This window comes from Candidatus Proelusimicrobium excrementi (assembly GCF_937881865.1).
Taxonomy (GTDB): Bacteria; Elusimicrobiota; Elusimicrobia; order Elusimicrobiales; family Elusimicrobiaceae; genus Proelusimicrobium; species Proelusimicrobium excrementi.
Map to the genome: position 1 here is coordinate 1 of NZ_CALGEO010000084.1, position 12,576 is coordinate 12,576.

At 42.0% G+C, this 12,576-nt stretch carries 14 protein-coding genes; 5 read left to right on the forward strand and 9 right to left on the reverse strand.

The genetic code is table 11. The features are described from left to right. The 5 genes from ACQY26_RS03900 to hflX all read left to right on the forward strand — a co-directional run. Positions 1 to 386: hypothetical protein (locus ACQY26_RS03900; RefSeq protein WP_428047796.1), on the forward strand; the 386-nt coding region annotated here is incomplete at its 5' end. An 8-nt stretch (positions 387 to 394) separates the two neighbouring features. Then, the gene (miaB, locus tag ACQY26_RS03905) at positions 395 to 1,621 is read left to right on the forward strand and encodes a tRNA (N6-isopentenyl adenosine(37)-C2)-methylthiotransferase MiaB (RefSeq protein WP_428047797.1); all 1,227 of its coding nucleotides are present in this window, start codon (positions 395 to 397) and stop codon (positions 1,619 to 1,621) included. A gap of 10 nt (positions 1,622 to 1,631) precedes the next feature. Then, positions 1,632 to 2,099 carry a PilZ domain-containing protein gene (locus ACQY26_RS03910; RefSeq protein ID WP_428047799.1) on the forward strand — a complete coding sequence of 156 codons (468 nt, stop codon included), beginning with the start codon at positions 1,632 to 1,634 and terminating at the stop codon, positions 2,097 to 2,099. Between the two features lie 69 nt (positions 2,100 to 2,168). Further along, positions 2,169 to 3,113 carry a tRNA (adenosine(37)-N6)-dimethylallyltransferase MiaA gene (gene miaA / locus ACQY26_RS03915; protein WP_428047800.1) on the forward strand — a complete coding sequence of 315 codons (945 nt, stop codon included), beginning with the start codon at positions 2,169 to 2,171 and terminating at the stop codon, positions 3,111 to 3,113. After that, positions 3,098 to 4,336, forward strand: a complete 1,239-nt coding sequence (gene hflX / locus ACQY26_RS03920) for a GTPase HflX (protein ID WP_428047801.1) — start codon at positions 3,098 to 3,100, stop codon at positions 4,334 to 4,336. Before miaA ends, hflX begins: the two co-directional genes overlap by 16 nt. Here the strand turns inward: hflX and ACQY26_RS03925 are convergent. The 9 genes from ACQY26_RS03925 to ACQY26_RS03965 all read right to left on the reverse strand — a co-directional run. Next, a complete protein-coding gene (locus ACQY26_RS03925) occupies positions 4,325 to 5,287 on the reverse strand; it encodes a trypsin-like serine protease (protein ID WP_428047802.1) in 963 nt (320 codons plus the stop codon). The two genes, hflX and ACQY26_RS03925, sit on opposite strands and share 12 nt — an antisense overlap. Before the next feature lie 2 nt (positions 5,288 to 5,289). Beyond that, positions 5,290 to 6,222 carry a trypsin-like serine protease gene (locus tag ACQY26_RS03930; protein ID WP_428047804.1) on the reverse strand — a complete coding sequence of 311 codons (933 nt, stop codon included), beginning with the start codon at positions 6,220 to 6,222 and terminating at the stop codon, positions 5,290 to 5,292. A 55-nt stretch (positions 6,223 to 6,277) separates the two neighbouring features. Then, the gene (locus ACQY26_RS03935) at positions 6,278 to 6,883 is read right to left on the reverse strand and encodes a pentapeptide repeat-containing protein (protein WP_428047805.1); all 606 of its coding nucleotides are present in this window, start codon (positions 6,881 to 6,883) and stop codon (positions 6,278 to 6,280) included. Between the two features lie 84 nt (positions 6,884 to 6,967). After that, the gene (locus ACQY26_RS03940) at positions 6,968 to 7,639 is read right to left on the reverse strand and encodes a hypothetical protein (protein WP_428047806.1); all 672 of its coding nucleotides are present in this window, start codon (positions 7,637 to 7,639) and stop codon (positions 6,968 to 6,970) included. 272 nt (positions 7,640 to 7,911) lie between these two features. Then, positions 7,912 to 8,361 (reverse strand): hypothetical protein, encoded by a 450-nt coding sequence (locus ACQY26_RS03945; protein ID WP_428047807.1) that lies wholly within the window; start codon positions 8,359 to 8,361, stop codon positions 7,912 to 7,914. 440 nt (positions 8,362 to 8,801) lie between these two features. Further along, complete coding sequence (locus ACQY26_RS03950) at positions 8,802 to 9,245, reverse strand: hypothetical protein (RefSeq protein WP_428047808.1); 444 nt, start codon at positions 9,243 to 9,245, stop codon at positions 8,802 to 8,804. Continuing rightward, positions 9,245 to 10,492, reverse strand: coding sequence for a hypothetical protein (locus ACQY26_RS03955; RefSeq protein ID WP_428047810.1), 1,248 nt, complete (start codon positions 10,490 to 10,492; stop codon positions 9,245 to 9,247). The genes ACQY26_RS03950 and ACQY26_RS03955 overlap by 1 nt, the downstream gene beginning before the upstream one ends. Position 10,493: 1 nt before the next feature. Further along, on the reverse strand, positions 10,494 to 11,684 hold the full coding sequence (locus tag ACQY26_RS03960) for a DNA cytosine methyltransferase (RefSeq protein WP_428047812.1): 1,191 nt from the start codon (positions 11,682 to 11,684) through the stop codon (positions 10,494 to 10,496). 546 nt (positions 11,685 to 12,230) lie between these two features. Beyond that, positions 12,231 to 12,576: peptidylprolyl isomerase (locus ACQY26_RS03965; RefSeq protein WP_428047813.1), on the reverse strand; the 346-nt coding region annotated here is incomplete at its 5' end.

Sequence of the window (12,576 nt, forward strand, 5' to 3'; positions counted from 1 at the left end):
TAGGCAAAGGCAAAACTCTTTTAAAAAAGAAAACTGCTAAAATAACGAAAAAGAGCTGCCCCGCCGCGGCTTCCAAAACGGCCAAAGCCGTAAAAACGGCTGAGGAAAAAATCAAAACCAGTAAGGATATCTGCATAGATTATCCCTTGAACAACGACACCGTGTTCTGCGGGCATTATTGCTTCAGAATCGGCAGTTTGAGGGACGTGCCTTATATGCGCGTGTCCGTAAACGGCGGCCCCTGGCAGGATTGCAGAAGGGCCAACGGCTACTGGTGGTTTGATTGGTGGAACTTTCATACGGGCTCATTCACGCTTGAAGCCTGCTCGGAAGTTGACGGCAAACCCGTAAAAACCGCTAAGCGCAAATTCAAAGTTGCTTTGTAGGATTGACCTTGAAAACAGTATATATACAAACCTTTGGCTGTCAGATGAATACGGCCGATTCCGCAGAGATGATGCTGGCTCTGTCGGCCAGAGGTTGTATATCCTGCCAGAACGCTCAAAAAGCCGACGTTATGCTTATAAATACGTGCACCATAAGGGAACACGCCGAGCATAAGGCTTTGTCGCTTTTGGGGCGTCTTCGCAAATGGAAGGATGCCAAGTCCGGCCGAGTGATAATTTTTGCCGGATGCGCGGCGGAGCGTTTGGGCGGAGAAGTAAAAAAGAAGTTCCCGCATGTGGATATAGTCTGCGGGGCCAAAAGCATAGACGCTTTTGACAAAATTATAGAAGCTTCCGGCCTGTTCGGCGGAGCTCCGGCCGGGGCGGAACCGCCGGCGGAATCTTCCCCTATAGCCTTGGTAAACATAATGCGCGGGTGCAGCTGCAAATGTTCTTACTGCATAGTGCCTTATGTGCGGGGGGAGGCTTCTTCTCTCGATTTTGACGAAGTCCTTAAAAACATTCAGGCCAAGCTTGACGCCGGCGCGAAGGAGATAGTCCTCCTGGGGCAGACCGTCAACGCTTATAATTACAAAGGCAAAAACTTTGCGGCTCTGCTTAAAGAAGCCGTTAAATTGAACGGTTTGGACCGCTTAAGATATTTAAGCCCCCATCCTTTGTTTATAACGGAAGAAGTCGCGGAAGTGATGGCGACGGAACCGAAAATAGCCAAGCATTTGCATTTGCCGGTTCAAAGCGGCAGCAGCAAAGTTTTAAAAGAAATGAAACGCGGCTATTCAAGGGAAGAGTTTTTATCTAAAATATCTCTTCTTAAAAAAGGCGGGATTTGGGTCAGCACTGATATTATAGTGGGCTATCCAACGGAAACGGAAGAAGATTTTAAAGAAACTTTGACATTGGTCGACGAGTGCAATTTCAGCGGGGCTTATTGTTTTAAATTTTCTCCGCGTATGGGCACGCCGGCGTTTTCTCTTAAAGAACTGCCGGTAAATATTGTGGAAAAACGGCTTGATATTTTGTTAAATAAGGTTAAGCTTAACGCTAAGGCGGCTTATAAAGCGCAGGAAGGCACAATTCAAAGGGTGCTTATGGAAAGCCCTCATAATGGGCGTACGCTGAGCAATTTTTGGGTCAGGACGGAAAAACCTTATAAAACCGGCGACGCGGTTGAATTGACGATTAAAAAAGCCGAGGAAAGTATACTTTTAGCTTAAAGGGGGATGTATGACGGCAGAAAAAAATTTTGTTGAACGCAGAAAGCACCAAAGGGTGCCGGTTATAAGCAATATTGTGGAACCGATAGATTTGGCTTATACCGACGAATCAACCGGCGAAAGGGTGGAAGTCGCCGCCGTACTGGCGGATCTTTCCTCCACAGGGATGAGGATAGTTTCCTTTTTAAAAGCGCCGGTATCTGGCAGTATGCAGATAAAAATGCAGCTTCCTTTTATAGGCAAGTTTGAAGTGGAAGCAAAAACTTCTTGGATACGCCAAAAAGGGCCGATATACACTATCGGTATACAATTTTTGAAAATAGCTCCCTCCGTGGCGGCCAAGATAGAAGCCATGGCGGAAGATTACGCCGACTGCAATACAAGAATATTGCTTAAACTGCCGGAAGTCTGCGTGCCCAACTGCAAATGCGGACAGGTTTGCAGTAAACTTCACAAAGATTTGACGCAGTACAATTAATCCGGCGGTTTTAAATCTTATTTTCAAAACACCGTTTAAAGACGGTGTTTTGTTTGCTTGGAACATATTATGGATAAAAATAATCTGCCTTTGATAATAGCCGGCCCTACGGCAAGCGGTAAAACGGATGTCGCTTTGGCCTTGGCCGCGCTTTGCGGGGGGGAGATTATTTCCGTCGATTCCAGGCAGGTCTACAAGCTGATAAACGTCGGAACCGCCGCACCGAAAGGCGTTTGGAAGGACGGCTTTTATAAAGTTGGCGGCGTAAAATATCACTTGGTTGATTTTTTGGATTTAAACGAAACTTTCGACGTTTCCCGTTTTTCCGCCACGGCGGGGAAGATTGTTTCTTCAAATCCCGGCGGCAAATTTATATTTGCGGGCGGGACCGGAATGTATATGCAGGGTTATTTTTGCGGCATGGACGATTTGCCCCCGGCGGACAAAGCGTTAAGGGCGGAACTTGCTTTACTGGCCGAACAAAAAGGCCGCGCGTATTTGCATTCGCTTTTGGCCTCGGTCGATGCGGCCAGCGCAGCCGCTATACCGCCGGGCAATATACACCGCGTAATAAGGGCTTTGGAACTTTACAAACTTACCGGCAAGCCGGCTTCAGTTTTAAGAACCGGCAAATTCTGCGCGGAATTACCTCGGGAAAAGGTTTTTGCCGTTTATTTGGACTGGGAGAAGCCGGAACTTGAAAAACGCATTTTAAAGCGAACGGAACTTATTTTTGATCCGATGGTAAAAGAGGCCGAACTGGCTTTAAAACTGGGATATGCCGAGGACTGCCCCGGTTTAAAAAGTTTAGGCTACAGGGAGGCTTTATCTTATCTTAAAGGCGATTTAAGCAAGGAAAAAGCTATGGAAAGGATAACCGTTCTCACGCGCCAATACGCAAAACGCCAGCGCACGTGGTTCCGCCGCTATGAAAATATGAAAATAATAAATCCGGCCCTGTATAAGAACGAAACCGAAATCGCCGAAGAGATACTTTTATGGAAAGAGCGTTAACGGTAAGCGTAAAGCTTAAAACCGATTTTAAGAAAGATAGTTCCGCGCAGGAGCTCAAACGCCTCTGCAATACCGCCGGATGCGAAGTCGCCGGGGAATTTGAAGTCCGTATGGAAAACTATAATCCCGCGCTTTTTATAGGCAGCGGAAAAGCCGCGGAAATAGCCGAATTCGTTTCCGCCGAAGATATCGACGCCGTGGTTTTTAACGACGAAATCACCCCAGCCCAGCAAAAGAATTTGGAAGAAATTATCCCTTGCAAAATTATAGACAGAACCCGCCTTATTTTGGATATTTTCGCCGGGCGCGCCCGCACCAAAGAGGGGCGTTTGCAGGTGGAACTGGCGCAGCTTAATTATCTGCTTCCGCGTTTAAGCGGAAAAGGCGCGGCCATGATGCAGCAAAAAGGCGGTATAGGAATGCGCGGGCCGGGCGAAAGGAAGTTGGAATACGACCGCCGCAAAATCCGTAAGAGAATAGCCAAACTGGAAGAAGATATTTCCGCCGTGCGGCGCGAGCGTATGGTAAGGCGGAGCCAGCGCGCTTCGGTGCCTGTGCCGCAAGTCGCTTTGGCGGGGTACACCAATGCCGGCAAAAGCACCATATTAAACGCTTTGACCAAGAAAGATTCGGCTTACGCCGATGACAAGCTTTTCGCCACGCTTGATCCTACGACAAGGCGGGTGCGCTTTCCCAGCGGAATAACCGCGCTTTTTACCGATACCGTCGGCTTTATACAAAAACTGCCGCACAGCTTGGTATCCGCGTTCAGGGCAACTTTGGAGGAAACCAAATTCGCCGATTTGGTGCTGCACGTGGCGGACGCTTCCTCCGACGAGCTGGAAGAGCATTCCTCCACGGTTATGAGTATTTTAAACGAAATCAACCCGGAAAGTTCCGAAGTGCTGAAAGTTTTTAACAAATGCGATGAGCTTTCCGCGGTAAAATTACGCGCTTTAAAAAAACGATTCCCGGGCGCGGTTTTCATTTCCGCAAAGACGGGGGAAGGTTTTGATGATTTGTTTGAAAGGGTGGAAAACGCGCTTTCTTTAAAATGGAAAAAGCATACTTTAAAAGTCCCTTTCGAAAAAGGCTTTTTGCTGAAGGAAATTTATTCCCGCGCTTTGGTCCTTTCCCGTAAAGAGGGGGAAGACTCTTTTGAAATCACTTTTATGGCTACCGACGGAAATTACCGCGCCGTCGCCAAAAAATTATTGTTTTAGCAGGCTGAGGCCGTCCATTGCGTTAAGCAGCTCTTTCTGCTTTGGGTTAAGCTCCTGCAAATATTCCGGCCCGGCTTCTATATAGCCGAAGCTTCCCGCGTGTTCATGTATAAAATCCACGACTTCCCGGTCAAAAGCGCTTAAGTAGACCATATTCACGGGGTCGTATTTTTTTGTTGCGGAATTGTAAAGGCCTATTGAACCTATTGCGGAAACTATCGCGGCGAGTTCACCGGTGTTCGTCATTACGCCGGAGCCGGAAATCCCTTTTATTATCCCGAAGTTCTTAGTAAAAAACAAATGCTGTTTGGGAGAGTAAATTAATCCGTCGGTATTGTTCATAACTTCGCGCTTTCCGTCCCAAATGGAAATTACGGAAATTTTCCTGTCAAGCTTCTTGCCGGAGCCTTCATTCATAACAAGCAGGTTGGGGATATTCGTCCCTTTTACGGCTTTATAGAAAAGCGATTTATTGGGAATCCTTTCCAAAAATTGCGCTTCCGTAAGGGCTCTTTTTATAAGCATATCCTTGTAAACCACTTTCGTTTCCGAGGGCTTAAAATACAGCAAAGCCAAATCGTAGGAAGAGGATCTCTTATCCAATTTTGCTTTTGAATGCTTAAAAATTTTGGGCGATTTGGGCGTATGGGTTACGGTCATATCGGCTTCATAATTGGGGCCGACTATCAACCTGGCCTGAAAACTGCAATTGTCGCGGCAGGCGTTTTCCACACAGTGCGCCGCCGTAATGAACCAATGCTCCTTAAGCCTTACCGCCTGGCATTTGTTGATTTTCTTTTCGCCGTGGCGGTTAAAGTTAATTTCGTAAGTGTTGCTGAAATCTTCAACTTCTTCATAGGCGGCTTCGTCGTTAACGGTGATGAAACTTACGTCCGCAAAAAGCGGTGCGGCAAGAGTTAAAAATAATGATAAGATTAAAAAGTTTTTCATGTTTACATAGCCTCCACGTTTTCGGTCAAGGCGCGGTATTCGTCCGGCACAACCGAAAAATAATTGAACCCGGCCTTCTTTACGGGCAAGCCCGGGATATGGCTTTTTAAAAAAGAAAGTACGGAATCGTCAAAGGTGGAGAACATGGAAAAAGCTATATTCGTGCTTGTGCTGCCGCCGCCGTCAAAGGTAATTACCCTTTGCGTATTGGCCACGGCCGAAACTATTGCCGCCAGCTCGCCGGAGCTGGTTATCACGCCGGAGCCCGAAATCCCCTGCCTTATGCCGAAATTGCTTGTATAAATATAGTTGTGTTTTGGGGAGAAAAATACGTAATCTTCGGAAGATAAAATTTCCGTCTTGTAATCCCAAATTGAGGCCACCCCCAAAGAAACCCTGAGCACCTTCGGCGTTTGCGTTTTAAGGGATAATATCGTAGGGAAGTTCACTCCCTGCATGGCTTGGGTAAAATCCGTTTTTTGGGATGGATTTAATTTGGAGAAAGCTTCCTCTTGCGTTACCAAACAGCCCAGTTTTTTATCTTTAAACAGATAGTTTGATTTTTCCGGCGGAAAGCGTATCAAGGCGATATCGTAGGAAACTTGCTCTTCCTTTGATTTTGAATGCAGGAAAACCGCTTGCGAACCAGCCGAGTGCTTGGTGGAAATTTCAAGCTCGTAATCTTTCGCGCTTGCCAAGCGGGCGTTTATTGTGCATGCGGAATTGCAAACCGGCACAAGGCAGTGCGCGGCGGTAATAAACCAGTCTTTGCTTAATCTTACGGCTTGGCATTTAAACTGGGATTTGCCGTTGTTAATGGCAATTTCGTAAGTGTTGTTATATTGGCGCACGTCCATATTTTTCTGCGCGAAAGCCGCGCCCGAAATCGCGGAAGTTAAAATCAAAAACGATAAAAATTTTAATAATGTTCTCATAAAAATATAATAACAAATAGAACCGTGTTTTAGAAGAGTAAAAGGCCGCCTGCGCTCAGTACTTTATTATCACGCCTAAAAGGCGCGCTATTTCCGCCGCCTGAAATACGTTTACTTTGCAGCCCAATAGTTCCCTTTTGCCGTCCGAAAGCGTAATGCCGGCTATGGTGCAGCCGGATAAATCCAATCCTTTAAGCATTGTTTTAAAAAAGTCCGCCCGCGTAAAATCAACTTTGTAAAAATCGGTTTTTTTAAAAGAAACTTCGTTTAAAAAAGAGTCTTTGAAAGATGTTTCTTTAATATCGCAATTTTGCCAAGCGGATTCGGAAAAGTTTGCATAGGGAAACAAACAGCCCGCAAAAGAAGATTCCTTAAAAACGCTTTTTATAAAGTTGGCCCCGCTGCCTTTGCATTCTTTTAGGACGCTCTTTTTAAAGTATGAATCGGTAAAAACGCAGTTGGAAAAATCGCATTCCTTAAAGGAACAATCAAGGAAATTTGCTTTTGTAAAATCGCAGTTGATAAATTTACATCCGGTGAATGTCGTTTTGACAAATTCCAGCCTGGCAAGTACGAAATTTTGCAGCGTTTCGTCTGAAAATTCCATTCCGGAAACGGAGTAGTATTCGGTTAAGGCTTCGCGCGCCGCTTCTTCAAGCATAATTAATTGTAACAAAAAAGCCGCTTGGTTAAAAGCGGCTTTCTAAATGATTTTCGGCTTTGTAAATTACAAATTAAAACTGCTTTAATTTGCGTTCTCCCAGTCATCTACGCTGGGGTTTAGTGATATTTCTGTTAATCCCAATGCTTCGGCCAATGCCTTTCCCATTTTTTTGGCTTGCACCTGCGGATCATCCGTTAAATTCCAAGAATAGACTTTTTTAGTTCTTGTAATATTTTGGGTATTTACTACGTAAACACTTGCGGTTGAAGGTTCTTGCGCCAGCGGGAGAAGAACATCCTGACAGGCGTTGTCCGAGCATACGGTAACCGCGTTCATGAAAAAATCTATATTGGAAAGCTCTTTTATCCAAGGTATATCTTTATCGGAGGAATCTTCATAGACGTCCAAAAATACCGGCACATAATTCATCTCGTGAATTTTAGGCATAATGCGCGTCGCCAATTCATTAAGATACGGCGCCATTAACTTGGATTTTTCACAATCTTTCCCAAGGAGCACTACCGCTAAGAATTTTTGATTATAGTCCGGGGTCGAAATAATGATGGCGTTCCTGTCCTGAAAATTGCGGCTGACAGTCAAATTTTCTTTTCCAGTAAGGGCTTTAAAAGTAATGTCCTTCCATTCGTCATACATCGGAGTGTTTGCTTCAGGAAGCTCGGGGAAGTTCTCTTCTATTATGACGCATCCCGTTAACGGCAATAAAATACACAAAAACAAAAATAATTTTTTCATGTTAGTCTCCTTGGTATAGGATAATATAACCTGCTTATCTTGATACTATTAAATTTATCTGCCGCTGTCTATGTTATTTTGGACATATGTTTAATATAGGACTTTTGGGTACTCAAAATATGCGCTTACGCTTAAATTATCACTTTATACGCTATAATCGGAAAGCAAAAACAGACTAATATTTGTTTTTGCGATTTAATTTAGTTGTTATAACACGCTTATATAACGCCCTTTAACGGTGTAAGATTTAAAAACCGCCAGAGGGGCGCTGATTAAAGTGGGTAAATTATCAATATCCCTTCTTTGTATATTATGGTTGTGCCATTGGGGATTTTCTTCCAGTTCTTCTTCGTAAGCAAACCTAAGGCTTTCTTTAAACATAATTTGCTTATTTTTAAATTTTGCTCGGGCAAACCCAAATTTACATATAACTGGGGAATCGTACCCATATCAATTTTTGTAAAATTATGTATTAAGTTATCCGCCAAAACGGCTTGGACTTCTGTTTTAAACCTTTCCGCCAATTCAGCTGAGGGGGTAAAAATGGCTTTCTCGGCTTCGGCCTTTTTCTTTTGTTCTTCCTTAGATATTTCTTCTTCGGCCTGATTGTTTTTAGCTTCGGCTTGGTCGTTCTCGTCAAACTCGTCCTGCGCCGGGGCCCCAAATGGAGTGATTACTGGCAAGAACTCTACAATAATGCCCCATTTCGGGTTAGAAAGCATTTTGCGCCAGAGCAATTCATTTGTCCTATTCTAAGTACAAAAGAGTTCTTGAGAGAGCGGGATGTATTGGAAGCTACACTTACGGAAAAAGAGTGGAGTTATCTTATATTGAAAGTATGTGGCTCTTCAAATATCGGTAAATTTTTTTATGAGAAGCGCATGAAAAAGCACCGCAATAGGCAACGTTTATTTTGAAAAGTGATAGATTTTGAGTGATTTGTACACGAAAAATGATAAAAAACCCGTTCTTTTTAAGAACGGGTACATTGTTAAAAATGCGCCCAACAAGCATCGTACTACCGTCTGAGCGTGTACGAATTTTCTGCCGAGATATTTCCAAATCCACCCAATTTTGGCTTAACTTGTAATTATGCATATTGCTCTATCGTCGTATAGTTCGAGTGCTCGCAGCGCATAGGGAGTCAGAAAAGAAAATCTAATTATATTACAAACTGTGGTTTATTAAATAGCAATGAGACTTTCCCATCATCTTCTACACCTACTACAAAATCAACAAGATGTTGCTTTGAAATCACTTTTTCGGTATATTTAATTTTGGGCAAGCCAATTCCATAAAAAATAGATGTTACGGAATGTCCTGACAGAAGATTTGAAATAGCATCAGTATAATTATTATGTGTAATAAGTTTGTTTTGCTTAATAAAATCGGGGAGAAAAAATCTGTCTTTATTTTCGAAGAATAAAGCTATCCCTTGCTTAACAGCAGCAATATCTGGATTTATTGAATCTTTATTTTTATGGAAAGTTCCGTTGGGATGCAAAAAATGACCTGTCCCACTTTGTGGAAAATCGAAGCAGATAATAGTCCAATCATGGCTGATAAGCCAATTTAGAACGTATTTTGTAACCTGTTCTTCTCTCATTAAGCGTCTCTCCAGAGAGAACCATCTGGAAATAAAATTGCATCGGCAAAATATGAAAAAACACGAATATGCTTAACTTTTGAGTATGTTGAGCCATAGCGGACCTGCATCAAATAACGAGGAATATCATAATTCTTCAATTCGTGATAATTCTTAACAAGGAGATTATGTCTAGCCGAACTTTGAACGTCTACAAAAAAATCTGTTATTGTAGAGCCATTTTCATTAATAATCTGTATGGTGTGATTTTGTTCATCTGTATCCACTTTTCCAAAGACTAACACCAGATTATCTCGTCTATCTTCAAAAGTTTTTCCCTCTCGGCAGCATAAGTAATCGATTGCAGATAATGCTCCTGGGTATGGGTCTCCTCTAAAACTTGCGTTAATTTGATAGATAGAAGTATACTCTCTTGCACGAAGAAGTTCTCCGACATGGTACTGATTATCTTCATACTGTGAAAGATAATTTAAAAGATATTGAGTTGGTAAACGGTGTACTGCTGTTAGAGGAGACATTTCTGCCGCGCTACGGCCATTGGCCTTTTCTGTAAACTGCTCTTGCATAAAATTGCGGCGATTTCTTATCGTAAGATTGCTGAGCAAGCGATTTCTTGCGTTTGCTACTCCACAATTTTCTGTAAGATTCAAAATTTCGTTAATTGCCTGAAACATCTCTCGCATCTCTGCATCTTGAGAATCAGGACATCCTGCATAAGTGATATTCTGATCATAACGAAGGCCTTTATGGGTCAAATGTGGAGAATCTTGAGGATTGTCCGCAAAAGCGGCAATATCAGATGGGAAATAATATAATAGGGCTGGTATCTGATAGATGTTCATTACGGATTCCAATGCTCTAAAAATCAAAGGATTGATTTTATCCCATCTTGGAGAAACATTTTTTCGTTTAATAATAACGCCTTCAGGATATATATAGAAAGCAGGGACTCCATTTTCCACAGAAGCGGCAATCCTGGCGAATCTCTGAAAAGCATTATGTCCAGTTCCAGCTTCCGTAGTAACTTCTACAGAGAAAATAGGTTCATTATCTTTCTCTACGATTAAATCACAAGCATCCAAATAAAGGATTTTACGAATGTGATCCGGAGTGGAATGGAAATCTCTTGGCCGATTTGCATCACTTTCATACATCTTGTTTTTAATAACATCAGTTCTATTGGCCAAAATGGTATGATCAATTATAAAATCAGCAAAACTTTCTGTACTATACCAAACTCTATACATTTTATTTCCGCTCCTTCCTTCTGATGTCCGTGGCAATTGGCACAGCAATATTATAGATCATGAGTGGAGGGACAGCATTTCCTGTTTGCACTCTTTCTTGAACAATACCTCCACAAAACTGGTAAGAATCCGGGAAGCTCTGTAAACGTGCTCTCTCTCTGATAGTCAGCCCTCTAGCTTGGGTTGGATGCCCAAACTGGAATTGGGGGCGAATTCCTCCCGCCAACTGAGTGGGACTCGGAGCTTCCCCTTTTAAACGAATTCTTTGTTTAAATTTTGGATACATCGGACGCCCTGGTTTCGTTTGGGCTATTTTTTTAATAGTTGCTTGTGGATGATTGGGAGCACAATGATTAAATAATTCAGAAGGTTTTTGGATTGCCTTAATTGTTCCCATTCCTCTCATCAATTTTTGATAATCATTTTTAGGATTTGTGGAGTATGTATGAATTTCTTCATTATTTTGTAATGCCGGTAAATCTGAAATAGCATCAGCAACAGTTCTGCGATTTTTTAAGAATTTTCCCTTAGGAAAAATATATTGCTTAACTAATCCAGAATCTTTTTTTACACCAACAAACAGTAATCTATTCCTCATTTGAGGAACCCCATAATCGGCAGCATTAACCAATTTGATGCTGGTGGTGTATCCAAGGGATTCCATATAATTTTTAATATTGTGCTCGAATTGACCACCTGCAGTACTTCTCATTCCCGAAACATTTTCTAAAATAATATAGTCGGGAGAAAAAACTTTTACAAATTTCATATATTCAAGGAAAAGAAAATTCCTTTCATCATTATCGTTATGTTTTCTATTAGCTCTCGAAAACCCTTGGCAAGGGACTCCACCCGTAATTAAATGTATATGATTTATTCCTTTGGCCTTTAAGATTTTTTTTATGTTTTCAGGCTTAATTTTTCTGATATCTCCCAAACAACCAATAGCGTTGGGATGGTTATGACACCATGTTTTCATGGCAGGTTCTAGATAATCAATTCCAAGCACCGATTGAAATCCTGCCCATTCACAGCCTACAGCAAAACCACCAGCTCCACAAAACAAATCTAGCATGATCAATTTTCGTGGAGATAGTTTGAAATTTTTAGTATTAAAATAAACCGCGCCGTCATTGTGAAGATATGAACTTTTCTCCACAGGAACGGATGAATCCCAAATGTTAAGTACCATTAAAAACTCCTAAGCGATTTATTAAATATATTATAGGAAATAAAGAAGGTTATTTATAAATTTTCAATTAGATAAATATCATAATAATGTTTGATATGCAAAGTTCGATTCTTCTTTTCTGCAACGAAGTTTTTATAGTTTGAAAAAAGTTATAGAATACAAATTTTTTCCGCGGGAAATTTTTATAGTTTTTCTGCCATTTTTCTGCCAAGTGGTTTCATAGTTTTTGCATTATTTTACATTCCCAAAATATAGTTTCTCGACGAGAAAGTATAAAAAATAACCACCCAGAAAAAATAGGTAGTTTTTGAGGTCTAAAATTGCGCGGGAAAAGTGATTTTGTCGACGAGAAAAAATTAAGAGCCACCTTAAAAGTGGCTCTTTAAAAGTGCGCCCAACAGCATCGCTGTACGGTAGGGAGGACGCGCTCTCAGGCTGTTATTCTTATGCAAAAAGTACTGAAAATGCTTAAATTTTAAGGATTTTTTATATTTATAGTATTGAGCTATTTTGACAGAAAAGGCCCCGCAAACGCGGGGCTTTCTTTTAATCAATAATTTCCATTCGAATAATTTCATCTGGGCTTTCAACCCGACCATTGTTTCGTGCACTGCCCCGCTTTATTTTATCAACAAATTCCATACCACTTGTCACACGCCCCCAAAGTGTATAATTGCCATCCAAAAAATCGCAATCGGCCAAGCAAATAAAAAACTGAGAATCCGCAGAATTCACATCCGCTGCACGCGCCATACCCACCGTACCACGTGTAAATGATAAATCGGAAAATTCTGCTGGAATTTTTTTACCACTTCCACCGGTACCGTCACCACGCGGACACCCCGTTTGCGCCATAAAGCCACCAATCACACGATGGAATTTCAACCCATTA